Annotated in this window: 24 protein-coding genes; 18 read left to right on the top strand and 6 right to left on the bottom strand. The window is 69.7% G+C overall.

Annotated features, from left to right (window positions below; translation table 11 throughout):
- Window positions 1-54: 54 nt before the first annotated feature.
- From ACSFA5_RS17185 to ACSFA5_RS17160, 6 genes are all read right to left on the bottom strand, one after another.
- Window positions 55-1,059 (bottom strand): ABC transporter permease, encoded by a 1,005-nt coding sequence (locus ACSFA5_RS17185; protein ID WP_435445248.1) that lies wholly within the window; start codon window positions 1,057-1,059, stop codon window positions 55-57.
- Window positions 1,056-2,021 carry an ABC transporter permease gene (locus ACSFA5_RS17180; protein ID WP_435445247.1) on the bottom strand — a complete coding sequence of 322 codons (966 nt, stop codon included), beginning with the start codon at window positions 2,019-2,021 and terminating at the stop codon, window positions 1,056-1,058. The genes ACSFA5_RS17185 and ACSFA5_RS17180 overlap by 4 nt, the downstream gene beginning before the upstream one ends.
- A complete protein-coding gene (locus tag ACSFA5_RS17175; protein WP_435445246.1) occupies window positions 2,018-3,529 on the bottom strand; it encodes a sugar ABC transporter ATP-binding protein in 1,512 nt (503 codons plus the stop codon). Before ACSFA5_RS17175 ends, ACSFA5_RS17180 begins: the two co-directional genes overlap by 4 nt.
- Before the next feature lie 6 nt (window positions 3,530-3,535).
- A complete protein-coding gene (locus ACSFA5_RS17170; RefSeq protein WP_435445245.1) occupies window positions 3,536-4,564 on the bottom strand; it encodes an ABC transporter substrate-binding protein in 1,029 nt (342 codons plus the stop codon).
- A 135-nt stretch (window positions 4,565-4,699) separates the two neighbouring features.
- Window positions 4,700-6,226 (bottom strand): UxaA family hydrolase, encoded by a 1,527-nt coding sequence (locus ACSFA5_RS17165; RefSeq protein ID WP_435445244.1) that lies wholly within the window; start codon window positions 6,224-6,226, stop codon window positions 4,700-4,702.
- 42 nt (window positions 6,227-6,268) lie between these two features.
- Window positions 6,269-6,991, bottom strand: a complete 723-nt coding sequence (locus tag ACSFA5_RS17160) for a FadR/GntR family transcriptional regulator (protein WP_435445242.1) — start codon at window positions 6,989-6,991, stop codon at window positions 6,269-6,271.
- Between the two features lie 140 nt (window positions 6,992-7,131).
- Here ACSFA5_RS17160 and ACSFA5_RS17155 point away from each other — a divergent pair, with 140 nt between their 5' ends.
- From ACSFA5_RS17155 to ACSFA5_RS17070, 18 genes are all read left to right on the top strand, one after another.
- Window positions 7,132-7,866, top strand: coding sequence for an SDR family oxidoreductase (locus tag ACSFA5_RS17155; protein WP_435445241.1), 735 nt, complete (start codon window positions 7,132-7,134; stop codon window positions 7,864-7,866).
- 62 nt (window positions 7,867-7,928) lie between these two features.
- Complete coding sequence (locus ACSFA5_RS17150) at window positions 7,929-8,777, top strand: fumarylacetoacetate hydrolase family protein (protein ID WP_435445240.1); 849 nt, start codon at window positions 7,929-7,931, stop codon at window positions 8,775-8,777.
- Window positions 8,778-8,894: 117 nt separating this feature from the next.
- On the top strand, window positions 8,895-9,677 hold the full coding sequence (locus tag ACSFA5_RS17145) for a GntR family transcriptional regulator (protein WP_435445239.1): 783 nt from the start codon (window positions 8,895-8,897) through the stop codon (window positions 9,675-9,677).
- 20 nt (window positions 9,678-9,697) lie between these two features.
- A complete protein-coding gene (locus ACSFA5_RS17140; RefSeq protein WP_435445238.1) occupies window positions 9,698-10,900 on the top strand; it encodes an ABC transporter substrate-binding protein in 1,203 nt (400 codons plus the stop codon).
- A gap of 113 nt (window positions 10,901-11,013) precedes the next feature.
- Window positions 11,014-11,886 carry a branched-chain amino acid ABC transporter permease gene (locus tag ACSFA5_RS17135; protein WP_435445237.1) on the top strand — a complete coding sequence of 291 codons (873 nt, stop codon included), beginning with the start codon at window positions 11,014-11,016 and terminating at the stop codon, window positions 11,884-11,886.
- Between the two features lie 8 nt (window positions 11,887-11,894).
- Window positions 11,895-12,875 (top strand): branched-chain amino acid ABC transporter permease, encoded by a 981-nt coding sequence (locus tag ACSFA5_RS17130; RefSeq protein WP_435445363.1) that lies wholly within the window; start codon window positions 11,895-11,897, stop codon window positions 12,873-12,875.
- Window positions 12,868-13,629, top strand: coding sequence for an ABC transporter ATP-binding protein (locus ACSFA5_RS17125; RefSeq protein ID WP_435445236.1), 762 nt, complete (start codon window positions 12,868-12,870; stop codon window positions 13,627-13,629). The genes ACSFA5_RS17130 and ACSFA5_RS17125 overlap by 8 nt, the downstream gene beginning before the upstream one ends.
- Window positions 13,626-14,336: an ABC transporter ATP-binding protein gene (locus tag ACSFA5_RS17120; protein WP_435445235.1), complete on the top strand. Its 711-nt coding sequence runs from the start codon at window positions 13,626-13,628 to the stop codon at window positions 14,334-14,336. Before ACSFA5_RS17125 ends, ACSFA5_RS17120 begins: the two co-directional genes overlap by 4 nt.
- A 30-nt stretch (window positions 14,337-14,366) precedes the next feature.
- The gene (locus tag ACSFA5_RS17115) at window positions 14,367-15,332 is read left to right on the top strand and encodes a tripartite tricarboxylate transporter substrate binding protein (RefSeq protein ID WP_435445234.1); all 966 of its coding nucleotides are present in this window, start codon (window positions 14,367-14,369) and stop codon (window positions 15,330-15,332) included.
- A complete protein-coding gene (locus tag ACSFA5_RS17110; RefSeq protein WP_435445233.1) occupies window positions 15,329-16,627 on the top strand; it encodes a 3-isopropylmalate dehydratase large subunit in 1,299 nt (432 codons plus the stop codon). Before ACSFA5_RS17115 ends, ACSFA5_RS17110 begins: the two co-directional genes overlap by 4 nt.
- Window positions 16,624-17,154, top strand: a complete 531-nt coding sequence (locus ACSFA5_RS17105) for a LeuD/DmdB family oxidoreductase small subunit (RefSeq protein WP_435445232.1) — start codon at window positions 16,624-16,626, stop codon at window positions 17,152-17,154. Before ACSFA5_RS17110 ends, ACSFA5_RS17105 begins: the two co-directional genes overlap by 4 nt.
- Complete coding sequence (locus ACSFA5_RS17100) at window positions 17,144-18,520, top strand: MmgE/PrpD family protein (protein ID WP_435445231.1); 1,377 nt, start codon at window positions 17,144-17,146, stop codon at window positions 18,518-18,520. Before ACSFA5_RS17105 ends, ACSFA5_RS17100 begins: the two co-directional genes overlap by 11 nt.
- Window positions 18,517-19,485, top strand: a complete 969-nt coding sequence (locus tag ACSFA5_RS17095; protein WP_435445230.1) for a Bug family tripartite tricarboxylate transporter substrate binding protein — start codon at window positions 18,517-18,519, stop codon at window positions 19,483-19,485. The genes ACSFA5_RS17100 and ACSFA5_RS17095 overlap by 4 nt, the downstream gene beginning before the upstream one ends.
- A gap of 5 nt (window positions 19,486-19,490) precedes the next feature.
- Window positions 19,491-21,173 carry a hydantoinase B/oxoprolinase family protein gene (locus ACSFA5_RS17090; RefSeq protein WP_435445229.1) on the top strand — a complete coding sequence of 561 codons (1,683 nt, stop codon included), beginning with the start codon at window positions 19,491-19,493 and terminating at the stop codon, window positions 21,171-21,173.
- Entirely contained in the window at window positions 21,170-23,224 is a 2,055-nt protein-coding gene (locus ACSFA5_RS17085) for a hydantoinase/oxoprolinase family protein (RefSeq protein WP_435445228.1), read from the top strand. The genes ACSFA5_RS17090 and ACSFA5_RS17085 overlap by 4 nt, the downstream gene beginning before the upstream one ends.
- Complete coding sequence (locus ACSFA5_RS17080) at window positions 23,221-23,865, top strand: cysteine hydrolase family protein (RefSeq protein WP_435445227.1); 645 nt, start codon at window positions 23,221-23,223, stop codon at window positions 23,863-23,865. Before ACSFA5_RS17085 ends, ACSFA5_RS17080 begins: the two co-directional genes overlap by 4 nt.
- The gene (locus ACSFA5_RS17075; protein ID WP_435445226.1) at window positions 23,862-25,274 is read left to right on the top strand and encodes an FAD-dependent oxidoreductase; all 1,413 of its coding nucleotides are present in this window, start codon (window positions 23,862-23,864) and stop codon (window positions 25,272-25,274) included. Before ACSFA5_RS17080 ends, ACSFA5_RS17075 begins: the two co-directional genes overlap by 4 nt.
- On the top strand, window positions 25,271-26,134 hold the full coding sequence (locus ACSFA5_RS17070; RefSeq protein ID WP_435445225.1) for an isocitrate lyase/PEP mutase family protein: 864 nt from the start codon (window positions 25,271-25,273) through the stop codon (window positions 26,132-26,134). The genes ACSFA5_RS17075 and ACSFA5_RS17070 overlap by 4 nt, the downstream gene beginning before the upstream one ends.
- Window positions 26,135-26,144: the final 10 nt, after the last annotated feature.

The following is a 26,144-nucleotide window of genomic DNA, read 5'->3' as shown; positions in this document are numbered from 1 at the left end:
GGGTGTTGTCTTCCTTGGGTGAGACGTGGTGATGGGGTGGTGATGGGTGCGGCTTCAGCGCCTGGGGCGGGAGCTCGCCAGCACGATGACCGCGATGATGATGACGCCGGTCAGCAGCGTGCGCAGCCCCGGCCCGGCGCCGACGGCGTTGAGCAGCGCCACCAGCAGGAACATGAACATGGCCGCGCCCCAGATGCCCGGCACGCTCGGCCGCCCGCCCGCCACCGCCGTGCCGCCGATGACCACCACCGCGATGGTCATCAGCAAGTACTCGGCGCCCTGGTCGAGCGAGTTGCCACCCGAGAAGCCCGCGAGCAGCGCGCCCGTGAAGCCCGCGAGCGCGGCGCAGATCACGTAGGCCAGCAGCCGCGTGCGCTCCACCCGCAGGCCCGCGAGCTGCGCGGCGCGGCGGTTCTGGCCCACCGCGGCAATCGAGCGGCCCAGCACCGTGCGCTCCAGCATCACCGCAATCAGCACGGTGACCACCACCGCCACCAGCGCCACCAGCGGCACGCCGAGAATGCGCTGCGTCATCAGGTCGGAGAACAGTGCCGGCGGCTTCACCTTGAGCCCGCGCCCGAAGTTGATGGCCACCGACATCACGATCAGCGAGGCCGCCAGCGTGGCGATGATCGGCGGAATGCGCAGCAGCCGGATCAGCCCGAAGTTGAACAGGCCCACGCCCGCACCCACCGCCGTGGCCGCCAGCAACCCCGGCACCAGCATCGCGTTGTTGCCGTCCATGACGATCATCGCGGCCGCGCCCGACAGCGCGATGGTCGAGGGAATCGACAGGTCCGCATTGCCCGGCCCCACGCTGATCACCAGCATCTGCCCGAGCGACACCAGCACCGTGAAGGCCGAGAACGCGAGCGCCGCGGCCAGCAGGTCGCCCGAGCCCTGGCCGTGGGCGCTCCACACCGTGGCGGCCCAGGCCAGCACGGCGGCCACGCAGGAGCCCAGCCAGGGGCGGTTGCCGGCGAGTTTCTTGAAGCGCTGCCAGCGCGGCGTGGGCGGCACGGGCGGCGGTGGCGTCAACGTGTCGTTCACCGCGCTCATCGCTTGCCTCCCACCAGGTCGATGGCCGCGCGAAGGCCCAGCACGGCCACCAGGATCAGGCCCTGCATGCCCACCTGCCAGTCCGGCGCGATGTTCAGGAAGGTCAGGAACGAGGCCGCCAGCGTCACCGTGAGCGCGCCGATCACCGCGCCCACCGGCGCCACCTTGCCGCCCGCGAATTCGGCCCCGCCCAGAATGGCCGCCGCAATCGCCACCAGCGTGTAGCGCGAGGCGATGTTGGCGTCGGCCGAGGTGGCCTGGCCGACCAGCATCAGCCCCGAGCACACGCCGAACACGCCCGCAATCGCATACACGCCGGCGCGCACGCGCACCATGTTCCAGCCCGCGCGCGCAATTGCGCCCGGGTTGCCGCCCAGCCCGCGCACCAGCGTGCCGAAGGCGCTGCGCGTGATCAGCAGATGGCCCACGATGGCCGTGACGATGGCCATCCAGATCGGCATCGGCAACAGCGGCGTGCGCCAGCTCATGGCGCCGCGCAGCCACTCGGGCGCCGTGCCGCCCGGCGTGGGCAGCAGCAGCACCGCGCAGCCCAGCCACACGAACGACAGCCCCAGCGTGACCACGATCGAGGGCAGCTGCCGCGCCTCGATCACCGCGCCCGCCAGCGCATACACGCCGACGGCCGCAATCAGCGCCAGCACCGCGAGCCACGGCTGCTCTGGCATCAGCGTGGCACCGATGCAGGCGACCAGCGACACGAACGGCCCGATCGACAGGTCGAGGTCGCTCACCGCCAGGATCATCATCTGCGCCAGCGTGGCGAACATCACCGGAATGGCCAGGTTCAGCAGCAGGTTGATGCCGAAGTAGGACATGGCGCGCGGTTGCTTGAAGAACACCGCCGCCAGCAGCAGCGCGAGCGCCACGGCGGGCAGCAGCGCATGCAGCATCGCCACGCGGCGCGCGGGGCTTCGGCTGCTCGAAAGAACAGCATTCGTCATGCCGTGGCCTCCTCGAATGACAGCGCCACCACGCGCTCCTCGCTGATGTCGTCGCCGGCCAGCTCGCCGACCACGCGCCCGTTGCTGAACACATAGACGCGGTCGCAGTGGTGCAGTTCGTCGAACTCGGTCGTGTACCAGACGAAGGTGCGACCCTGGCGCGCCTCGTCGCGAATCAGCGCGTACACGTCGCGCTTGGTGCCCACGTCCACGCCGCGCATCGGGTCGTCCATCAGGATGACCGGCGCGGTCGAGCCGAGCGCGCGTGCGAAGAGCACCTTCTGCTGGTTGCCGCCCGAGAGCGAGCCGATCGGCAGGCTCATGTCGGGCGTGACCAGGCCCAGCCGCTGGCGCCACTGCTGCGCGTGCGCCTGCTCGCGCTTCAGGTCGATCAGCGGGCTGCGCGCGCGCAGCTGCGCGAGCCAGCCCACCGTCATGTTGCGCGCGATGGACCAGAGCGTGAACACGCCGTCGGTCTGCCGGTCGCCGGCCACGAAGGCAGTGCCGCCTTCGACGCGCATCGCGTCCTTGTGTTTGTGCGTGTGCTGCGAAGCTTCCTGCAGGGCCAGCAGCATCGCGGTCTGGCCATGACCGGCCAACCCGGCGAGGCCGATGATTTCCCCGCGCATTGCCCTCAGCGCCATGCCGCGCTGCGGCGAGGCCTGCACCTGCACCACGGCCTGCACATCGCCGGCTTCGTGCCGGCGCGCTGTCGAGGCGTCGGAAGACGGCGCGTCCCTGGCCACGGCCTGGCCCATTGCCGTCACCAGCCGCTCGCGGTCGGTCTCGGCGGTCGGCGTGGCCTGCACCACCTGCCCGTCGCGCATCACCACCAGCCGGTCGGTCACCGCGAAGATCTCGCGCAGCTTGTGCGTGATCAGCACGCAGGTCTTGCCCTCGGCCACGAAGCTGCGAATGTAGGCCAGCAGCTGCGCGGCGGCCTGCCCGTCGAGCGAAGAGGTCGGCTCGTCGAGGATCATCAGTTCCAGCGGTTGCGCCCCCGGCGTGAACGCGCGCGCCACCTCCACGATCTGCCGCTTGCCGATGGGCAGCTCGCCCACCACGTCGTCGGCCCGCAGTCCGTGTCCCGGAAAGATGCGGTCCAGCGAGGCCATCAGCTGCGCGCCCGCGCGCTTGCGCCACGCCCATTCGGACGACTGCGGCTGCGCGATGCGCATGTTCTCCGCCAGCGTGAGGTTGTCGCACAGCGACAGTTCCTGGAACACGCAGCGCAGGCCCCAGCGCCGCGCCTCGCGCAGGCTCCACGCGGCGCTGTCCGCGGGTCGCCCGGCAAAGTGCAGCGCGCCCCGGTCGGGTGCGAGCGCGCCGCACAGCACGTTGACGAGTGTCGACTTGCCTGCGCCGTTGTGTCCCACCAGGCCGACGCACTCACCGCGCCGCAATTGCAGATCGACGCCGCGCAGTGCCTGCACGGCCCCGAAGGACCGCGCCGCGCCGCGCGCCTCGACCAGCACCTCACCCGTTGGCTGTTGCGATGGGTTCGGCATCGCTGCTTACTTGGCTTTGGCAATGAAGTCGATCACTTCCTTCTGCGAGTACTCCACGTTCACCACGCTCCCGACCTCGGTGTTCTTCAGCGACTGGTCCAGCGTCTCCTGCGTCACCACGCTGATCGGCAGCTTCATCTCCTTGGGCACCTTCACGCCCGACAGGATCTGCTGCGCCACCCAGAACGCGAAGGTCGAGGCGCCCGGCGCGATGCTGGCCGACATGGTCTGGTACTTGTTGGCGTCGCGCTGTTCCTTCCACCACGCCAGCTCGTCCTGCCGGTTGCCCATGAAGATGATCGGCGTGGGGCGGCCCGCGGCCTTGAAAGCCTGCGCCACGCCGTAGCCGTCGCCGCCCTGCGTGGCGACAGCCGTCACCTGCGGCAGCGTCGAGAGAATGGCCGACACCTCTTTCTGCGCCACTGTCTGCGTCCAGTTGCCGTGCACCGAACCGACGATCTTGTATTCGGGCCGCTTGGCCACGGCCGCGGTGATGCCCTGGTGGATCTCGTCGTCCACGAACACGCCCGCGATGCCGCGCACTTCGAGCAGGTTGCCCTTGATGCCGCGGCTGGCGAAGTAGTCGATCTGCATCGCGCCGAGTTGCTTGAAGTCCACCGCGATGCGGTAGGCGCAGGGCTCGTTCACGATGCCGTCGAACGACACCACCACGATGCCCGCGTCGCAGGCCTGCTTCACCGCGCCGTTCAGCGCCGTGGGCGAGGCCGCGTTGATCACGATGGCGTCGAAGCCCTGCAGGATCATGTTCTGGATCTGCGCGGCCTGCTCGGTGGCCTGGTTCTCCGAGGTGGTAAAGCTGGGGGCCTGCGCCACCACGCCCTTGGCGACCGCGTCCTTCGTGACCTTGTCCCAGCTCTTGAGCATGGCCTGGCGCCACGAGTTGCCGGCGAAGTTGTTCGACAGCGCGATCTTCTTGGCCTTGGTGTCGGCCGCGTGCGCGGGAAGGTGCAGTGCGGCGGCACCCAGAACAAGGGCTGCAGCCAGTGCGGTAGGCGAGAGTCGGATCTTTTTCATGTCGTTGTCCTTGGTTTTCCGAACCCGCTGTCCCGGATCCGGTTGTCTCCTGCGGATGCCCCTGGTGCGATGCCGCGCCGGTCAGTGCGGCGGCATCGGGGCGCTGTGTGCCGTGTTCTGTGTGATGGGCGTCGGCTACATCACTGCGCCGACCTGCCAGGGAACGAACTCGTTCTGGCCGTAGCCGTGCTGTTCGCTCTTCGAATGCGCGCCCGAGGCGGTGGCGAGCACCATCTCGAAGATGCGCTGGCCCATCTCCTGGATCGAGGCCGTGCCGTCCACGATCTCGCCGCAGTTGATGTCCATGTCCTCTTCCTGCCGCTGCCACAGCGCCGAGTTGGTCGCCAGCTTGAGCGAAGGCGAGGGCGCGCAACCGTAGGCCGAGCCGCGTCCCGTGGTGAAGCAGATGAGGTTGGCGCCGCCGGCCACCTGGCCCGTGGCGCTCACCGGGTCGTAGCCCGGCGTGTCCATGTAGACGAAGCCGTGCGCAGTGACGGGCTCGGCGTATTCGTACACCGCCTCCAGGTTGCTGGTGCCGCCCTTGGCGACCGCGCCCAGCGATTTCTCCAGGATGGTCGTGAGTCCGCCGGCCTTGTTGCCCGGCGAGGGGTTGTTGTTCATCTCGCCCTGGTTGATCTCGGTGTAGTGCTCCCACCACTTGATGCGGTCCACCAGCTTCTGGCCCACCTCGCGCTTCACCGCGCGGCGCGTGAGCAGGTGTTCCGCGCCGTACACCTCGGGTGTCTCGCTGAGGATGGCCGTGCCGCCATGCGCCACCAGCAGATCGACCGCCGCGCCCAGCGCCGGGTTGGCGCTGATGCCCGAGTAGCCGTCGGAGCCGCCGCACTGCAGCCCGATGGTGATGTGCGCCGCGCTGCACGGCTCGCGCTTCACCGCGTTGGCGCGCGGCAGCATCTCGTTGATGAGCGCCACGCCCTTCTCGACCGTCTTGCGCGTGCCGCCCGTGTCCTGGATGTTGAAGGTGCGAAAGTTCTCGCCCTCGGCCAGGTGGCCGGTCGCGAGCCAGGCGTTGATCTGGTTGGCCTCGCAGCCCAGCCCCACCACCAGCACGCCCGCGAAGTTGGGGTGCGTGGCGTAGCCCGTGAGCGTGCGCGCCAGGATCTGCAGCCCCAGGCCCTCGGTGTCCATGCCGCAGCCGGTGCCGTGGGTCAGCGCGACGATGCCGTCGACGTTCGGGAACGCCGCGAGCGCCTGCGGGTTGGTCTTGCGCGAGAAGTGGTCGGCAATGGCGCGCGCGGCCGTGGCCGAGCAGTTCACGCTGGTCAGCACGCCGATGTAGTTGCGCGTGGCCACGCGGCCGTCGGCGCGCCGGATGCCCATGAAGGTGGCCTCGCGTTTGGCGGGCGCGGGCTTCACGTCGGCGCCGAAGGCGTAGTCGCGCTCGAAGTCACCCTTGTCGGGTCCCATGTCCAGGTTCTGCGTGTGCACATGTTCGCCCGCGGCGATGGGCCTGCTCGCAAAACCGATGATCTGGTTGTAGCGGCGCACCGGTTCGCCGGGGGCGATGGCGCGCATCGCGATCTTGTGGCCCGGCGGAATCAGGCCGCGCACGGCCACGCCCTCGATGGCGGTGCCGCCGAGCAGCTGGGCACGCGCGATGACGACGTCGTCGGCGGGGTGGAGTCGGATGTAGGGCGTCATGGGGTGCGGGGTTGGCTGGCTTGTGATGGCTGGCGGTAGGTGTCAGGAAGCTTTGGCGCGGCGCCAGCTCGCGCTGAAGCGCTGGTGGAACTTGTCCATGTGCTGGTGCATGGCGTCGCGTGCCGCCGCGGGGTCGCGCGCCGCGATGGCCTCGAGGATGGCTTCGTGCTCGCCGATGGCGGCCTGCCACGACGTCATGGTCTCGAAGTAATCGATCATCCGGGCGAAGATCGGCCCGTGCCGCGACTCCCAGAAGCCCTGCACCGTTTCGGTCAGCACCACGTTGTCGCAGGCGTTGACGATGGCCAGGTGAAAGGCGCGGTCGCCTTCGTGCGGCACCTCGTTGCGCGCGGCCATGTCGCGCATCGTGCGGATGGCGCGGCGCATGGCGTCCACGTCCTTGCGCTTGCCGTGCTGCGCGGCCGTGGCGGCGGTCTCGCCTTCGACCAGGCGGCGCGCGCGAATGATCTCCAGCGGGCCCCATTCGGCCCCGGCGCCATTCGCACCGTTCGCGACCGGGGCCGTGCGGTGCGACCGGTCGAGCACGTACACGCCCGAGCCGGTGCGGATCTCGACCCAGCCTTCCACCTCCAGCGCAATCAGCGCCTCGCGCACCGAAGGCCGGCTCACGCCCAGCTGCTTGGCCAGGTCGCGCTCGGCGGGAATGCGCGCGCCCACCGCGAACTCGCCCTTGCCGATGAGCACGCGCAGCTGTTCGGCGATCTGGCGGTAGAGGCGTTGGGGTTCGAGGGTCTGGATCGGCACGGCAGCGAAAGGGAGAACGAAAGGAGTGGAGGAACGGGTTTAAGGGTTGTCCTGAATTGGACAAGTGGTAAGGCCAATTCAGAATACGATACACCGCCCGCGCCACCATCGGGCCTAACCCGAAGAACGAGGAGACACCGATGAGACTGAAGGGAAAGACCGCGCTGGTCACCGCCGCTGGCCAGGGCATCGGCCATGCCAGCGTGCTCGCCATGGCCGCCGAGGGTGCGCAGGTCTGGGCCACCGACGTCAACGAAGCACTGCTGGCGCGCTACGCCGGCATGCCCAACGTCACCGCGCTCAAGCTCGACGTGCTCGACAAGCCCGCCATCGGCGCGCTGGTGGGCAAGCTGCCCGCGCTGGACATCCTCTTCAACTGCGCCGGCGTGGTGCACAACGGCACCATCGAGCAGGCCACCGACGACGACCTGCTGTTCGCCTTCAGCCTCAACGTGCGCGCCCAGATGTGGACCATCCAGGCCGTGCTGCCCGGCATGCTGGCGGCCGGGCGCGGCAGCATCATCAACATGGCGAGCGTGTGCTCCAGCATGAAGGGCCTGCCCAACCGCTTCGTCTACGGCACCACCAAGGCGGCCGTGCTCGGCCTCACCAAGAGCGTCGCGGCCGACTACGTGGCCAGGGGCATCCGCTGCAATGCGGTGTGCCCGGGCACGGTCGACACGCCTTCGCTGGGCGACCGCATCAACGCCAATGCCGACCCCGACGCGGCACGCCGTGCCTTCATCGCGCGCCAGCCCATGGGCCGGCTCGCGCAGGCCGAGGAAATTGCGCCGGTGGTGGTGTTCCTGGCCAGCGACGAATCGGTGTTCGCCACCGGCCAGGCCTTCACCGTCGACGGCGGCATCACCATATGAACCCGCTCGACGTCGCGGGTCGCGCTGCATACCCACCCCCATCAATGCACTGAAAGGAAAGCATGAAACTCGTCCGCTACGGCAACCCCGGCAAGGAAAAGCCCGGCCTCATCGACAACGACGGCAAGCTGCGCGACCTGAGCGCCATCGTCAAGGACATCGGTCCCGAGCAGCTCGGCGACGCCGCCATCGCCAAGCTGCGCAAGACCAGGCTCGACAAGCTGCCGCTGGTGCGCGGCAAGCCGCGCCTGGGCAGCCCCGTGGCCAACGTCGGCAAGTTCATCGCCATCGGCCTGAACTACGCGGACCACGCGGCCGAGTCCGGCCTGCCGGTGCCCAAGGAGCCCGTGGTCTTCATGAAGGCCAACAGCTGCATCCAGGGCCCGAACGACCCCGTGATGCTGCCCAAGGGCTCGGTCAAGTCCGACTGGGAAGTCGAGCTCGGCGTGGTCATCGGCACGCGCGCACGCTACGTGTCGCAAAAGAGCGCGCTCGACTACGTGGCCGGCTACTGCACCATCAACGACATCAGCGAGCGCGAGTACCAGATCGAGCGCGGCGGCACCTGGGACAAGGGCAAGGGCTGCGACACCTTCGGCCCGCTCGGCCCCTGGCTGGTGACGCGCGACGAGATCGAGAACCCGCAAAAGCTCGCAATGTGGCTCGACCTGAACGGCCAGCGCGTGCAAACGGGCAGCACCAAGACCATGATCTTCAGCGTGGCCAGGATCGTGAGCTACGTGAGCCAGTTCATGACGCTGATGCCCGGCGACGTCATCACCACCGGCACGCCGCCCGGCGTGGGCATGGGCATGAAGCCGCCGCTGTTCCTGAAGAAGGGCGACGTGATGACGCTGGGCATCGAAGGCCTGGGCGAGCAGCGCCAGGAAGTGGTGCCGTTCAAGCTCTGACCGGGCGCTGGCACAGCCGGTCTTTCGAGGGCGCCTGCGGGCGCCCTTTCCGTTGGCGCGCCAAATGTCCCATTGACAGAACATTGAAACTGCAAAAACATCAAAGGCATGTCGCAAATGCCTTTGCCGAAATACCACCAGATCTACCTGGTGCTGCGCGAGCAGTTGCACGAAGGCCGTTTCGCTGAAGGGCTGCCCGGCGAACTCGCGCTGATGGCGCAGTTCGGCGTGGCGCGCGTCACGGTGCGCCGCGCGCTCGAGCAGCTGGCGGCCGAAGGCCTGATCGAGCGCAACCCCGGGCGCCGCACGCGCGCGCTGCCGCCCCCGGCCCTCGGCGACGGCCCCAGTGGCAAGAGCATGGAGCGTGCCAATCTGCGCGGCCTGCTCGAGAACCTGGTCACCATGGGCCTGCACACCTCCGTGAAGGTGATCGACGTGGCCACCATCACCGCGTCCACCCAGGTGGCCGAGGCGCTGCAGCTGCAGCTCGGCGACCCGGTGCAGAAGGCCGTGCGCGTGCGCTCCACCAAGGAAGGCCCGCTGTCGCACATCACCACCTACGTGCCCGACACCATCGCGCGCCGCTTCGGGCGGCGAGAGCTGTCGAAGAAGCCCATCCTGGTGCTGCTCGAGGAGTCGGGCGTGAAGGTGGGCAGGGCGCACCAGACCATCTCCGCGCGCCTGGCCGACAACGTGCTGGCGCAGCATCTCGAAGTGTCGGTCGGCTCCGCGCTGCTGGCGGTGCGCCGCCTGATCTACGACGAAGACGAGCGGCCCGTGCAGTGGCTGCACGGCCTCTACCGCCCCGACCGCTACACCTACGAAATGCAGCTCTCCCGCGTGGGCAGCATCGACGCCAAGGTGTGGGTCAGCAAAGACGTGTCAGCCCAGTTCAACTGAAGAAAAAGGAAAGCCTCACCATGCAGAACCGCCGTCGTTTCGTGTCGCAGTCGGCCGCCCTGGCCACCGCCGTCGCCTTTCCGCTCGTGGCCGGTGCGCAGCCCAAGACCGTCAAGGTCGGCGTGCTGCATCCGGTTACCGGGGCGCTGGCCTATTCGGGACAGCAGTGCCGCCTGGGTGCGCTCATGGCCATCGAGGACATCAACGCGGCGGGCGGCATCAAGTCGCTGGGCGGCGCGAAGCTCGAGGCCCTGCTGGGCGACGCGCAGTCGCAGCCGCAGGCCGGTGCCGCCGAGGTCGAGAAGATGAACGAGGCCGGCGTGGCCGCCATCGTGGGCGCCTTCGCCTCGGCCATCTGCCTGGCCACCACGCAGGCCGCGGCCAAGTACAACCTGCCGCACGTGGTCGACGTGGGCGTGGCCGACCAGATCGTCGAGCGCGGCCTGAAGAACACCTTCCGCTTCGGCCCCGGCTACAAGAAGTCGACCGAGGTCGCCATCGCCAACCTGCTGGTGCTCAACAAGGCCGCGGGCAGCCCCGCCAAGACGGTGATGATCATCCACGAGGAGTCGCTCTTCGGTGCCGGCACCGCGCAGCTGCTGTCGCGCGAACTCCCGGGCTACGGCTTCGACGTGAAAGAGGTGGTGAAGCACGCCAACCCCACGCGCGACTTCAACAACATCGTGCTGCGCATGAAGTCGGTCAACCCCGACATCGTGATTCCGGCCAACTACTACAACGAATACGCGCTGCTGGTGCGCACCATGCAGCAGCAGAAGGTGGTGCCCAAGGCCATCTTCTCGGTGCTGGGCGGCGCCGCGTCGAGCTACAAGTTCGTGAAGGAGTTTCCGGACGCGGCCAACGGCATCATCGACTGCAACCACTGGTTCAACCCGAAGGACAAGCGCTCGCAGGAACTGCGCAAGCGCGTGGAAGCCAAGGGCCAGTTCTTCAGCTACGAGGTCTTCATGACCTACACCTCGATGTGGCTGCTGGCCGATGCCATCGAGCGCGCCAGGTCGACGGACCGCGCCGCCATCATCGACGCGCTGGAGAAGAGCACCTTCGGCAACCACTTCATGCCGTACGGCCCCACCAGGTTCGTCAACGGGCAGAACGAGGGCGCCCAACCGCTGATGACGCAGGTCGTGAAGAACGACATCAAGGTGATCATTCCGCGCGACTACCGCGAAGTCGACCCGATCTTCCCGCTCAAGGCCTGAGCGCGTGTTGGACGCAGTGGCGGTGAGCCCCCCGATCCCTGACGGCGACCGATCGACCACGCAGGCCGGGCGGACCTCTTAAGAAGCGCTGCGACAGCACGAGACAACAGCCAATGCCAGACATCAACATCCTCTTCCCCTCGGTCCTCAACGGACTGACCACCGGCGCCGTGTACGCCCTGATCGCCGTGGGCCTCACGCTGATCTACGGCGTGCTGCACATCATCAACTTCGCCCACGGCGCCAGCCTGATGCTGGCCCTGTACGTCGTCTACTTCCTCAAGGAGCGCCTGGGCATCGACCCCTACATGGCCCTTCCCGTCGCCATCCTGGGCATGTTCGCGCTCGGCTACGCATTGCAGCGCGTCGTCATCAACCGCGCAGGCCACGGCAAGGACGAGAACATCCTGCTCGCCACGCTGGGCATCTCCATCGTCATGGAAAACCTCGCGCTGCTGTTCTTCAAGTCGGACACCCGCAGCATCGAAACCGCCTACTCGCTGAGCACCGTCGCCATCGGCCCGGCCATGATCGCCGTGCCCAAGCTCATCGCCTTCGCCGGTGCGCTCGTGGTGTCGGGCATCCTGTTCTGGATCATGGGCCGCACCGACCTGGGCCGCGCCATCCGCGCCGTGGCCAAGGAGAAGGAGGGCGCCAAGCTCATGGGCATCGACGTCGACCATGTGTATGCCATGAGCTTCGGCATCGGCCTCGCGTGCCTGGGCGCGGCGGCGTGCTTCCTGCTGCCCGCGTACTACGTCAACCCGCAGGTGGGCGGCGGCTTCGTGCTCGTGGCCTTCACCATCGTCGTGCTCGGCGGCATGGGCAGCTTCGTGGGCGCGCTCATCGGCGGACTGCTCGTGGGCGTGGTCGAGTCGCTCGGCGGCCTGTACCTGGGCGAGTCGCTCGGGCAGATCGGCATCTTCGCCATCTTCATCGGCGTCGTGCTGTTCCGCCCGCAGGGCATGTTCGGAGCCAAGGCATGAACGCGCGAATGAACCCGGGATACAAGCAGCTCGCGGGCATTGCGCTGTTCGCCGTGGTCGTCGGCTGCGTGCCGCTGGTCACGAAGTCGGGCGTCATGCTCAACTTCGTGATGATGGCGCTGTACGCCACGCTCATCGCGCAGGCCTGGAACATCCTCGGCGGCTTCGGCGGGCAGTTCTCGTTCGGGCATGCGCTCTTCTTCGGCACCGGTGCCTACATCCAGGCCATCGCGCAGCTGCAGGGCGGCATCAACCCGTGGATCGCGCTGCCGATGGCGGTGGCCGGCGCCGCGCTGGTGGGCCTGTTCGTCGGCGCGCTCACCTTCCGCTACGGCCTGAAGGGCTCGTATTTCGCGCTCGTCACGCTGGCCTTCGCCGAAGTGTTCCGCATCCTCGCCACCTCGGTGCCCTTCACCGGCGGCGGCGTCGGGCTCATGGTGCCGCTGCGCGAGTCGGTCGGCAACATGCAGTTCGCCTCGCGCGCGGGTTACCTGTGGCTGGTGCTGTCGATGGTCGTCGTCGCGCTGCTGGTCACTTGGTGGCTGCGCAACGGCCGCTTCGGTGCCTACCTGCAGGCCGTGCGCGACAACGAGGACGCCGCGCGCGCCGTGGGCGTGAACCCGTTCCGCGTCAAGCTCGCGGCCATCGGCATCTCCGCCGCCTTCATGGGCGCGGCCGGCGGGTTCTACGTGCAGGTGTTCCAGTACATCGACGCAGGCATCGCCTACGGGTCGGTCACCTCGGTCGAGGCGCTGGTCGCGGCCATCGTCGGCGGCATGGGCACGCTGTGGGGACCGGTGCTGGGCGCGGCCGCGCTGCACCTGCTGTCGGACTTCACGCGCAACCTGTTCGGCGAACTGCCGGGCATCAACATGGTCATCTACGGCACCGTGCTCGTGCTCATCGTGATCTTCCTGCCGCGCGGCGTCGCGGGCCTGGGCCTGTCGGTGCGGCAGCTGTGGAACGCCAAGGGAGGCAAGCATGACTGAGCCGCTGTTGAAACTCGACGGCATCTCGCGCTCCTTCGGCGGCCTGAAGGCCGTGCAGAACGTGAGCCTGGCCGTGAAGCAGGGCAGCCTCACGGCGCTGATCGGGCCGAACGGCGCGGGCAAGACCACGCTGTTCGCGCTGATGTCGGGCTTTCTGAAGCCCGACGCCGGCACCGTGCGCTTCGCCGGCCAGGACATCACCGGCCGCGAGCCGCACCGCAACGCCGTGCTCGGCATGACGCGCACCTTCCAGATCGTGAAGCCCTTCGCCGCGCAGACCGTGCGCGAGAACATCGCCGTGGGCGCGCACCTGCATGTGCGCAACCGCGCCGAAGCACTGCAGAACGCCGAGGCCGTCGCGCAGCGCGTGGGCCTGGCGCCGCAGCTCGACAAGCCCGCCTCCGACCTCACCGTGGCCGGGCGCAAGCGCCTCGAACTGGCCCGCGCGCTCGCCACAAGGCCCCGCCTGCTGCTGCTCGACGAAGTGCTGGCAGGCCTCAACCCGCAGGAGATCGCCGAGATGATGCCGGTGGTGCGCGGCATTGCCGACAGCGGCGTGACCGTGCTGATGATCGAACACGTGATGCAGGCCGTGATGAACCTGGCCGAGCACGTGTGGGTGCTGGCCCAGGGCCAGCTCATTGCCGAGGGCAACCCGGCGCAGGTGACCTCCGACGACCGGGTCGTCGAGGCGTACCTGGGCCATGGCACGGCGGCGCGCTTGCGCAAGGCCGCAGCGGGAGTATCCGAATGAGCGCATTGCTCGACATTCAAGGCCTGCGCGGCGGCTACGGCCGCGTGGAAGTGCTGCGCGGCGTCGACCTGCAGGTGGGCGCCGGCGAAATGGTCGCGCTGCTCGGCAGCAACGGCGCGGGCAAGTCGACCCTCAACAAGATGGTCTGCGGCCTCGTGCCCGCCTGGAGCGGCACCGTGCGCTTCGACGGCAAGGACCTCACCGGCGCGCACTACCGCGACGTGGTCAAGGCCGGCCTCATCCAGGTGCCCGAAGGCCGCAAGGTGTTCCCCAACCTCAGCGTGCTGGAGAACCTGGAGCTGGGCTCCTTCACCCGCGCCCGCGAACGCCGCGCGGCCAACGTCGAGAAGATGTTCCACATCTTCCCGCGCCTGCGCGAGCGCATCGCGCAGCACGCCGGCACCATGAGCGGCGGCGAGCAGCAGATGCTGGCCATCGCGCGCGGGCTCATGGCCGAGCCGGTGCTGCTGATCCTCGACGAGCCTTCGCTGGGCCTCTCGCCGCTGCTGGTGGAAGACATGTTCACTCTCATCCGCACGCTGCGCGACGGTGGCCTCGCCGTGCTGCTGGTCGAGCAGAACGTGGGCCAGTCGCTGGAGATTGCCGATCGCGCCTACGTGCTGGAAAACGGCAGCGTGCGCTTCTCCGGCAAGCCCGATGCGCTGCTGGGCAGCGACGAACTGCGGCGCGCGTACCTGGGGCTGTGAGCCCCGCGACAAAAACAAGGAGACCATCCGATGAAACGCCGTGACATCCTCATCGCGCCCTCCGCGCTGGCCGCGTTGGCATTCGCCGCCGGCGCCCGCGCGCAGATCGGCAATGCGCCGGTGCGCATCCTCGTCGGCGCGCCCGCCGGCGGCTCGACCGACACGCTGGCCCGCTCGCTGGCCGTCAGCATGGGCCCCGCGCTGGGCCGCACCGTCATCGTCGAGAACAAGCCCGGCGCCGGCGGCAACATCGCCGCCGACGCGGTCGCCAAGGCCGCGCCCGACGGCCACACGCTGCTGCTGAGCTTCACCAGCCATGCCATCAACGCCACGCTGTACCCGAGCTTGCCCTTCGACCCGGTGAAGGACTTCACCGCGCTCACCTGCGTGGCCACCTCGCCGTCGATCCTGGTGGCCAGCCCGAGCTTGCCGGTGAAGGACGTGCGCGAGCTCATCGCGCTCGCCAAGGCCAGGCCGGGCCAGCTCAACTTCGCCATCGGCGCGGTGGGCTCGTCGCTGCACATGGCGGGCGAGGCCTTCAAGATGCAGTCGGGCGTGGACATCGTGAACATCCCCTACAAGGGCACCGCGCCCGCCGTGCAGGACCTGCTCGCGGGCCAGGTGCAGCTGATGTTCGCGGCGGTGGGCAACGTCAAGGCCCACATCCAGGCCGGCAAGCTCAAGGCGCTGGGCGTGACCACCGCGAAGCGCCTGCCCGCGTTCCCCGACGTGCCGGCCATCGCCGAGGCCTTGCCGGGCTACGAGTCGAGCGCTTGGTTCGGCCTGTTCGGCCCGGCACGCCTGCCCGCCGACGTGGCGCGCAAGCTCGGCGACGCCGCACGCCACGCGCTGCAGCAGCCCGACATGCTCAAGCGGCTGGACAGCGAAGGCGCGATTCCGGTCGGCAACTCGTCCGAGCAGTTTTCCGCGTTCGTGCAGAGCGAGATCCCGCGCTGGGCCAAGGTCGTGAAATTCTCGGGAGCCAAGCCGGAATGAGCGCTTTCGCAACCACCCCCACGCCGAAGCACGTGCCGGCGCAGACGCTGGCGCAGAAGCTCATTGCGCGCGCCAGCGGCCGCGGCCATGTGGCGGTGGGCGAGATCGTGACCTGCGGTGTCGACCTGGCCATGTTCCACGACTCGTCGGGCCCGCGCCGCCTGAAGCCCATGCTCGAGGAACTGGGCGCGCAGATCTGGGACCGCTCGCGCATCGTGCTCGTGATGGACCATTACGTGCCCGAGCGCGACGACGACTCGCGCCGCATCGTGCGCATCGCGCGCGACTGGGCACGCGACCAGCAGCTGCCGCACGTGTACGACAGCCAGGGCATCTGCCATGTGGTGGTGCCGCAGCACGGCCACATCCGTCCCGGCATGCTGTGCGTGGGCGGCGACTCGCATTCGCCCACGGGCGGCGCGTTCGGTGCCTACATGTTCGGCGTGGGCAGCACCGAGATGCTCGGCGTGGTGGTCACCGGCGAGATCTGGCTGCGCGTGCCCGAGACCCTGCGCATGTGGTGGGACGGCGCATTGCCCGCGGGCGTGACCGCCAAAGACATGATGCTGCACATGATCGGGCGCTTCGGCATGAACGGCGGGCGCTACCAGGCGGTCGAGTTCGCGGGGCCGGCCGTCAAGGCGCTGTCGATGCAGGAGCGCATGACGCTGTCGAACATGAGCGCCGAGCTGGGCGCGCAGGCCGGACTGATCGCGCCCGACGAGACCACCGCCGCCTTTCTGGCGACCGCGGGCGCGCCGGCCGCCGACACCACGCACTGGTTCACCGACGAGGCCGCCGACTTCACGCGCCACCGCTTCGACGCCGCCACGCTGGAGCCGCACATCGCCGCGCCGCACAGCCCGGCCAATTCGCACGGCGTGAGCCGCTATGCGGGCACGCCCGTGGACGTGGCCTACATCGGTGCCTGCACCGGCGCCAAGCTCGACGACCTGCGCGCCGCGGCCCAGGTGCTGCGCGGGCACAAGGTGGCGGCGGGCATCCGCCTGATCGTCGCGCCCGCCAGCATCCAGGACCAGGAGCAGGCGCGCGCAGAGGGCGTGCTGCAGGTGCTGCTGGACGCGGGCGCCGAGCTGTTCCCGACCGCGTGCGGCGCCTGCTCGGGCTATGGCGACCCGATGGGCGACGACGTCACCGTCATCTCGACCACGGCGCGCAACTTCAAGGGCCGCATGGGCTCGCCGACCGCGCAGGTGTACCTCGGCTCGCCCTACACGGTGGCCGCCGCGGCGCTGCGCGGCTGCGTGACCGATCCGCGCGAGGTGCTCGCATGAACGCGCCCGCCACCAGCCTCATCGACAGCAACACCCACCGCGTCTGGCGCCTGGGCGCCGACGTGGACACCGACGCGCTCGCGCCGGGCCATGCGATGAAGCACGGCATCGACGTCATCGCCAGGCACTGCCTCGAAGCCGTGCGCCCCGAGTTCGCGCGCGACGTGCGGCCCGGCGACGTGATCGTGGCCGGTCCCGGTTTCGGCATCGGCTCCTCGCGGGAGCAGGCCGCCGCCGTGCTGGTGCAGCTGGGCGTGGCCGCGGTGATCGCGCCGTCGTACAGCGGCCTCTACTTTCGCAATGCCTTCAACGTGGGCCTGCTGCTGCTCACCTGCGCCGACGTGGATTCGCTGCAGGACGGCGACACGGTCTCGCTCGACACGCAGAGCCCGGCGGTGCGACGCGTCGATGGCCGCACGCTGGCCTGCGAGCCCGTGCCGGGCTTCCTGATGGACATGGTGCGCGCGGGCGGGTTGCTCGCGCAGCTGCGGCAACGGTTCGCCGCCAAGGACGTCCATGCACGCTGAAAACGATCCGCGCCGCTGGGACGCCCACCTCGAGGTGCTGCACGACACGGTGGCGCTGCACGCGGCTCGCCCGGCCACGCCGGAGGCTTCGCAACAGGCGAGACGCCTCCTGGTCGACACCGTCGGCTGCGCGATCGCGGGCCGGCATGCTGGTGAAGTCGTGCGCCTCGAAGCCGCGTTGTCCGGTTGCGAGCCCGGCGCCTTTTGCTTTCCCGGCGGTCCGTCGATGGGCGTGCATGCCGCGGCCCAGGTGCTGGCCATGGCCGCCACGTGGGACGAGGCCTGCGAAGGCCATGCGCTCGCGCACGGCCGGCCCGGCGTGCCGCTGGTTGCCGCGCTGCTGCCGCTCGCGCTGCAACGGGGTGTGCGCCTGGCCGACTTCGCCGATGCCTTCGTGCTCGGCTACGAGGTCGGCGCGCGCTGCGGCGCCTGGCTGCGCATTCGCCCCGGCATGCACGTCGACGCCAACTGGCCGGCGCTCGGCGTCGCGGCCGGCGTGGCGCGCCTGCTCGGCCTGCCGCCGGCGGGCATCGTGCAGGCCGTCGACATCGCGGCCTGCCAGCTCGCGACCAGCCTCTACCTGCCGGTGGCGCAGGGCCGAACGGCGCGCAACACCTACCTCGGGCACAGCGCGTCGCTCGGCCTGCAATCGGCGTTCGCGAGCGCGGCCGGCATCGATGCGCCGCCCGGCGCGCTGGCCCATTACGCGAGCGCGCACGCCGCGGCGGCGACCCAGCCGCTGCCCGATGCAACGATCCCGCTGCTGCAGGACGCCTACCTCAAGCCCTTTGCCGCGGTGCGCCACGTGCACTACGGCGCGGTCGCCGCGCGGCGCATCCGCGAGCGGCTGAACGGCGACACGCGCGGCATTCAGCGCGTGGCGCTGCGGGTTTACGAAGAGGCTGTCGTGTACTGCGGCAACCGCGCACCGCGCACGCCGATCCAGGCGCAGTTCAGCCTTTCCTTCGGCGTTGCCGCCATGCTGCGATTCGGCGATGTCGATCCCTCGGTCTATGCGGCGCCGTGTTTCGACGACGCCGAGCTGCGGCGCCTCGAAGCGCTGGTCATGCTCGACATCGATGCCGACCTGACGGCGCGCAAACTGCGCGGCGCCACGCTGGTGGTGGAGCATGCCGCGGGCCGGCTGCAGGAAACCGTCGACACCATCGTGGGCGACGCGGCCCATCCGCTGGACCGTGCGGCGCTCGCCGCCAAGTTCGCGCACTACGCCGCGCGCAGCGTGCCCGCCGCACAGGCCGCGCGCTTCTGCGACAGCGCACTCGACGCGCCCGGTGACACAGACATCCGCCTGCTGTGGCAACAGCTCGCGCCCCCGGCCTTTCCATCCACTTCCGCACGCCCATGAAACTCCTGCGCTACCTCGCGACCACGCTCCTCGTCTGCCTGCCGCTCGCGGCGGCGGCCCAGGCCGGCGACTTTCCCGGCAAGGCGATCCGCATCGTCGTGCCCTTTCCGCCGGGCGGCGCCACCGACGCGGCGGCGCGCCTGATCGCCGTGAAGATGAGCGAGAAGTGGGGCCAGCCGGTGCTGGTCGACAACCGCGCGGGCGCGGGCGGCAACGTCGGCTCCGACATCGTCGCCAAGGCGCCGCCCGACGGCTACACGCTCGTGATGGGCGTGACCGGCTCGCATGCGATCAACACCTCGCTCTACAGCAAGATGCCCTACGACCCGGTGACCGACTTCGTCGCCATCAGCCAGGTGGCCGTGGTGCCCAACGTGCTCGTGGTGCACCCGTCGGTGCCGGCGAAGAACCTAGCCGAGCTCATGGCGCTGGCGAAGAAGGAGCCCGGCAAGCTCAACTACGCGTCGCTGGGCAACGGCACGGCCGCGCACCTGGGCATGGAAATGCTCAAGTCCGAGGCGGGTGTCGACATCACGCACGTGCCCTACAAGGGCAGCGCGCCGGCCGTGTCGGACCTGCTGGCCGGCCAGGTGCAGATGATGGTCGACGGCCTGCCGTCGGCGCTGCCGCACATCAAGGCCGGCAAGCTGCGGGCGATCGCGCTGACCAGCCTGCGCCGGGCGCCCTCGCTGCCCGACCTGCCGACCATCGCCGAGACGTACCCGGGCTTCTATGCCGACGCGTGGTCGGGCCTGTTCGCGCCCAAGGGCACGCCGCAGCCGGTGGTGGACAAGCTCTCGGCCGAGGTGCAGCGCATCCTGAAACTGCCCGAAGTGCGCGAGAAGCTGGTCGCGCTCGGCGCCGAGCCCGTGGGCTCCACGCAGGCCGAATTCACCGCGCACGTGAAGCGCGAAATCGATAAATGGGCCAAGGTCGTCAAGACCAGTGGCGCAAAGGTGGACTGAAACAAATGAACGAAACCCTCGACCCCGTCACGCTCGCCGTGCTGCGCGGCCGCCTCGAACAGGTGGCCGACGAAATGGACGCCACGCTCTACCGCAGCGCGTTCAATCCCATCATTGCCGAGGCGCACGACGCCTGCCACGGCCTGTACGACGCCACGACCGGCGACACGCTGGTGCAGGGCAAGTCGGGCCTGCCGGTGTTCGTGGGCGCCATGGCCTTCGCGGTGCGCGCCACCGCCAGGGCGGCCGCGCCGCGCGGCGGCATGAAGGACGGCGACATCTGGATCAGCAACGACGCCTACGACGGCGGCACGCACGCCAACGACTTCAAGCTGGTGAAGCCCTTCTTCCGCAACGGCACGCTGTATTGCTACATGGCCTCGGCTGCGCACTGGCACGACGTGGGCGGCGCGGTGCCCGGCAACTACAACCCCGCGGCCACAGAGTGCTGGCAGGAAGCGGTGCAGATTCCGCCGGTGCGCATCGTGCGGGGCGGCGTGCTCGACGCCGACGTGCTGGCCATCCTGCAGGCCAACACGCGCCTGCCCGACAGCCTGTGGGGTGACCTGAACGGCCAGCTCGCCGCGCTGGAGCTCGGCGAGAAGCGGCTGAACGGGCTGCTCGACGAGTACGGCGACGACCTGGTGCTGAACGCGTTGAGCGAGCTGCGCACCCGCGCGCTGCGCCTGATGCGCTCGCACATCGCCTCGCTGCCCGACGGGCGCTACAGCTTCGAGGACGTGCTGGACAACGACGGCATCGTCAACGAGCCGCTCACCATCGCACTCGACATGACGGTGGCCGGCGACCGGCTCACGCTCGACTTCTCGCGCACCTCGCCGCAGTGCGCGGGGCCGGTGAACATCTCGCGTGCCACGGCCATCGCGGCCTGCTACGTCGCGCTCAAGCACCTGTTCCCCGACGTGCCGGCCAACGCCGGTGTGCTCGACGCGGTGGACTTCGTCATTCCCGACAAGCTGGTCATCAGCTGCGAGCGCCCGCGCCCGGTCGGCGGCTACACCGAAACCATCCTGCGCATGATCGACGTGATCTTCAGCGCCGCCGCGCAGGCCGACCCCACGCGCGCCGTGGCGCAGGCCTACGGCACCATCAATGCGCTGTCGATCGCGGGGCACCGCAGCGACAAGGGCCGCGAAGGCCAGCGCTGGGTGATGTTCAGCTTCTTCGGCGGCGGCCACGGCGGCCACTCGGGCGGCGACGGGCTGTCGCACGGCAACGCACCCATCTCTACCGCGACGATTCCGCCGCTCGAGATTCTGGAGGCTGCCTACCCGGTGCGCTTCACCGAATGGTCGCTGCGCGCCGACTCCGGCGGCGACGGCCAGCACCGCGGCGGCCTGGGCGCCGTGTACGAAATCGAACTGCTCGAGAAGGACGCCGAAGTGTTCGTCTTCGGCGAGCGCGGCACCTCGCCGCCCAAGGGCATCGCGGGCGGCGGCTCGGGCGCGGTCAACGTGTTCAGCTACGAGAACGCGGGCGAGTGGCACACGCCGCCCATGGTGTCGAAGATGCGCGGCATCACGCTGGCGCGCGGCGAGCGCGTGCGCCTCGAAACCCCCGGCGGCGGCGGCTGGGGCCATGGCGCCGAACGCAACCCTGCGCAGCGCGAGGCCGACGTGGCCATGGGCTACGTGAACACCGACAGCAAGACGAAAGCATCCGAATGACTTCCCCTGCCCAATCCCTTGTCGTCGGCGTCGATGTCGGCGGCACCTTCACCGACCTCTTCGTGCTCGACGAAGCCAACGGCACCGCGCGCATCGTCAAGGTGCCTTCCACGCGCGGCGAAGAAGCGCGCGGCTTCATGAACGGTGTGGCGCGCGTGGCCGACTCGGCCGCCGACATCTCGACCATCGTGCACGGCACCACCGTGGGCACCAATGCGCTGCTGGAGCGCAAGGTGGCGCGCACCGGCATCATCACCACGCGCGGTTTTCGCGACGTGCTCGAGATGCGCCGGCGCGACCGGCCCGAGACCTGGGGCCTGCGCGGCAGCTTCAAGCCCGTGGTGCCGCGCGACCTGCGCCGCGAAGTGGACGAGCGCGTGCTGGCCGACGGCACGCTGCACACGGCGGTCGACCTGGAGCAGGTGCGCGCCGAGGCACGCTCGCTGCTCGAAGCCGGCTGCGAGGCGGTGTGCGTGTTCTTCATCAACACCTACGCCAACCCCGAGAACGAGCGCCTGGCCGTGGCCGCGGTGCGCGAACTGTGGCCCAACCCGCACGTGACCTCGGCCAGCGAGGTGCTGCCCGAGATCCGCGAGTTCGAGCGCTGCTCGACCGCCACGCTCAACGCCGCGCTGCAGCCGGTGGTCGGCAGCTACCTGGGCCGGCTGGAGAGCGACCTGCGCGCGCAGGGCTTCGCGGGCGAACTGCTGGTGGTGCAGAGCAACGGCGGCGTGATGTCGCGCCAGACCGCGAGCGACCTGCCGGTGCGCACCGCGCTGTCGGGCCCGGCGGCGGGCGTGATCGCCTGCGCAGCCATCGCGCGGGCAGCGGGTTTTCCGAATGCGATCACCGGTGACATGGGCGGAACGTCTTTCGACGTGTCGCTGGTTGCCAACGGCGAGGCCGCGCTGGCGGCGCAGACCGCCATCGAGTTCGGCATGGTGATCCGCTCGCCCATGATCCAGATCGAGACCATCGGCGCCGGTGGCGGCTCCATCGCGTTGGTGGATGCGAGCGGAATGCTGCAGGTCGGCCCCGAGTCGGCGGGCAGCGTGCCCGGCCCGGCCTGCTATGGGCGCGGCAACATGCGCCCGACGGTGACCGACGCGAACGTGCTGCTGGGGCGCATCGCCGCCGACCGTCCGTTGGGCGGCGGGCTGCTCGCCGCACTCGACGGGGAGAAGTCGCGCCAGGCGATCGAGGAACATGTCGCGCGCCCGCTGGGGCTCGACGTGTACGCGGCGGCCGAGGCCATTCTGACCGTGGCCAATGCGCGCATGGCCGGTGCGATCCGCCTCGTGTCCATCGAGCGCGGGCATGACCCGCGCCGCTTCGCCTACATGCCCTTCGGCGGTGGCGGCGCGCTGCATGTGTGCGCCATGATGCGCGAGGTGGGCGTGGCCACCGGCATCGTGCCGCGCTACCCCGGCGTGACCTCTGCACTGGGCTGCGTGATCGCCGACATGCGCCACGACGCGGTGCAGACGCTCAACAAGCCGCTGGCCGACCTCGACGTGGCCGACGTGCAGCGCCGCATCGACGCGCTGGCGGCCAGCTGCCAGCAGCGGCTCGATTCCTCGGGCGTGCGCTTCGACGAGGTGAAGCAGGTGGTCGCGCTCGACATGCTCTACGCCGGCCAGACGCACACGCTGCCGGTGGTGCTGGCCGAGGCCGGCCAGGCGCCGCTCACGGCCGCGTCCATCCGCAGCGCGTTCGAGGCGGCCTACACGGCCGCCTTCGGCCGCGTGCTCGACGGCATCGCCATCCGCGTGATGAACCTGCGCTACGCGCGCATCGGCGTGCGGCCCAAGTTCGACCTGAAGGTGCTCGCGCCCGAAGGCGAGGGCAGCACCGCGCCGCTGGGCACGCAGCGCGTGTTCCATCAGGGCCGGTGGCACGAGGCGGTGCGCTACGCGCGGCTCGAGCTGCCGGTGGCTTCACGCATCGAAGGCCCCGCGATCCTGGAGCAGGCCGACACCACCGTGTGGCTGGAACCCGGTTTCCATGCCGAGGTCGATGCGCACGGCAACCTGCTGGTGAGGCCGTCGTGAGCGAAGGCGCGAAGCCCGTAGCGAAGGTAGCCGCGGCGAAGACGGCGCTGGTCGTCATCGACCTGCAGAACGACTTTCTCGATGCCAAGGGCGCCTATGCGCGCGGCGGCGATGCCAACCCGCCGGCCTTGCTGTTGCCCGAACGCGTGGCGGCCGTGGCGCGCGCGCTGAAGGCGGCGGGCGGGCTGGTCGTCGCGAGCCAGTTCACGCTGTGGCCCGATGCGAAGGGCGAGCCGATGGTCTCGCCGCACCTGAAGGCGCTGCGCCCGTACCTGGCGAAAGGCGACTTCGCGCCCGGCAGCTGGGGCCAGGCCAATGTCGATGCGCTGGCGGGGCTGGTCGACGTGACGGTGAGCAAGGTCGCGTACTCGGCTTTCTTCAACACCCAGCTCGACTGGGTGCTGCGCCGCGCCGGCATCGACACGGTGGCGGTCTGCGGCATCGTCACCAACGGCGGTGTGGCCAGCACGGTGCGCGATGCGCACATGCGCGACTACCGCACGCTGGTGCTCGGCGACGGCTGCGCGGCCTTCGGTGAAGAGCGCCACGGCATCTCGCTGGCCGACATGCGCAACGTGGCCGAGGTCACGAACTGCCAGCTCTTCATCAATTCGATCGATTCGATCGATTCGACCGCATGACGCAACCCGTGCGAACCATTCGCCGCGCAGCCTCGGTCGAGGCCGACGTGCATGTGGCGGTGGCCATCGTCGGCGGCGGCGCCTGCGGGCTCACGGCCGCGCTGATGCTGGCGGATGCCGGCGTCGACTGCGTGGTGCTCGAACGCGACGCGCTGCCGAGCGGATCGACCGCGCTGTCTTCGGGCTTCATTCCCGCGCCCGGCACGCGCGCGCAGCGCGCGCACGGCGTGCCCGACGACAGCGCCGCGCGCTTCGCGGCCGACATCCAGGCCAAGGCGCACGGCCGCGCGGCGCCCGCGCTGGTCGAGGCCTACGCCACCGCCATCGGCCCTGCGCTCGATGCGCTGCAGGAACGCCACGGCCTGGCGTGGATGCTGCTCGACGGTTTTCTCTACCCCGGCCACAGCGTGCACCGCATGCATGCGCTGCCGCAGAAGACGGGCGCCGCGCTCATGGCGGCACTGCAGGCCGCTGTCGAGGCCGCCGGCGTTCCGGTGCTCACGCAGGCCGTGGTCGACACGCTGGTGCTCGACGATGAAGACCGCGTGACCGGCATCGACTACCTGCGCCCCGACGGCCGTCACGATACGCTGGGCTGCGACGCGTTGCTGCTTGCCTGCAACGGCTTCGGCGGCAACACCGCCATGGTGCGCACGCTGCTGCCCGAGATGGCCGAGGCCACCTACGGCGGGCATGTGGGCAACGACGGCAGCGCCATTCTCTGGGGCGAGGCGCTGGGGGCGCGGCTGCGCGACCTGGGCGGCTACCAGGGCCACGGCTCGTGGGTCACGCCGCAGGGTGCGCTGATGTCGTGGGCCGTGATGATGGAAGGCGGCGTGCAACTCGACAGCGAGGGCCGGCGCTTTCATGACGAGACGCAGGGCTACTCGGAGGCTGCGGTGCATGTGCTCGCGCAGCCGGGCGGCATCGCGTGGAACGTGTTCGACACCCCGTTGCTCGCGCTGGCGCGCGGCTTCCCCGACTTCTGCGACGTCGAAGCCGCGGGCGCATTGCGCTGCTGCGAGACGGTGCGTGAACTGGCCGCCTGCATCGGCTGCGACGAGGGCGTGCTGCAAGCCACGCTCGACACGATGCGCGGCGGTGCGCCGACCACGAATGGCCGCGTGTTCGCGCGCGGCCTCGACGCGCCTTACTTCGCCGTCAAGGTGACCGGCGCGCTCTTCCATACCCAGGGCGGCCTGGCCACCGCGCCCGACATGCGCGTGCTGCGGCAGGACGGCACGCCGTTGCCCAACCTGCTCGCGGCAGGCGGTGCGGCGGGCGGTGTCTCGGGCGACGCGGTGTGGGGCTATCTCTCCGGCAACGGGCTGCTGAGCGCTGTGGCCGGCGGCTACATCGCGGCGCACACGGCTGCCGCGCTCATTCGATCCAAGGAGGCGTCCGCATGACGACCCATGACTTCAAGACCCGGCTGGCGCGCAACGACATCGTGCTGGCCCCCGGCGTGTACGACGCGCTCAGTGCGCTGGTGGCCGAGCAGGCCGGCTTCGAGGCGCTGTACCTCTCGGGCGCCTCCATCGCGTACACGCGGCTGGGCCGCTCCGACATCGGCCTGACCACCTTCACCGAAGTGGCCGACACGCTCGCGCGCATCACCGAGCGCGTGAACCTGCCGGTGATCGTCGATGCCGACACGGGCTTCGGCAACGCGCTGAACACGCAGCGCACGGTGCGCGGCTTCGAGCGCGCGGGCGCGGCCATGGTGCAGATCGAGGACCAGACCTTTCCCAAGCGCTGCGGCCACCTCGACGGCAAGGCCGTGGTGCCCGAGCGCGAGATGGTCGGCAAGCTCAAGGCCGCGCTGGACGCGCGCACCTCGAGCGACACGCTCATCCTCGCGCGCACCGACGCGGTGGCGGTCGAAGGGCTGGCCGCCGCGCTGGACCGCGCCGAGGCTTACCTCGAATGCGGCGTCGACGCGCTCTTCATCGAGGCACTGCGTTCCCCCGAGCAGATGGACGCGGCCTGCAGCCGCTTCGCGCACCGCGTGCCGCTGCTGGCCAACATGGTCGAAGGCGGCAAGACGCCGATCCAGGATGCGGACGCACTGCACAAGCACGGCTTTCGCATCGCCATCTTCCCGGGCGGCACGGCGCGCGCGGTGGTGCACACGCTGCAGGGCTACTACGCCAGCCTGCACACGCATCGCACCACGCAGCCGTGGCGGCCGCAGATGCTGGACTTCGATGCGCTCAACGAGGTGATCGGCACGCCGGAGCTGATGCGCACCGGGCAGAAATACGAGTGACCTGCGGCTG

The sequence above is a fragment of the Variovorax monticola genome (genome assembly GCF_051216855.1).
In the GTDB taxonomy this organism is placed as follows: domain Bacteria; phylum Pseudomonadota; class Gammaproteobacteria; order Burkholderiales; family Burkholderiaceae_C; genus Variovorax.
Note: the sequence above shows the minus strand (reverse complement) of the source record. Positions and strands in the feature narration are given on the sequence as shown.